Origin of the sequence: Rhizobium ecuadorense, from assembly GCF_001187535.1 — a bacterium.
GTDB classification, from domain to species: Bacteria; Pseudomonadota; Alphaproteobacteria; order Rhizobiales; family Rhizobiaceae; genus Rhizobium; species Rhizobium ecuadorense.
Genome location: NZ_LFIO01001777.1, coordinates 1 through 301, shown reverse-complemented (window position 1 = coordinate 301; position 301 = coordinate 1). Strand labels below are relative to the sequence as shown.

Below are 301 nucleotides of genomic sequence, written 5' to 3'. Positions count from 1 at the left end.
GGCTGTTCTTGCTTTTTCGTCCATCTGGATAGCCATATCGGTCTCGACCACCGCGGGCGCAATGGCATTGACGCGAATTCCGAATGGCCCCAGCTCGGTCGCCATCACCTTTGTGGCGTGGATCAGCGCAGCTTTGCTGCCACCATAAGCGAGCGTTCCCGCGTCTGAAAGCAGTCCGGCAGTCGATGCGATATTGACGATGGAGCCGGCCTTCGCCCGCACCATTCTCTTCGCCACATATTGAGAAAACAGAATCTGATTGAAGTAATTGACGTCGAATATCCGTTTCAAATCCTCGAGC

At 54.5% G+C, this 301-nt stretch carries 1 protein-coding gene; it reads right to left on the bottom strand.

Annotation, left to right across the window (positions count from 1 at the left end; genetic code table 11):
- Positions 1-301: SDR family NAD(P)-dependent oxidoreductase (locus AF337_RS35340; RefSeq protein ID WP_152971338.1), on the bottom strand; the 301-nt coding region annotated here is incomplete at both ends.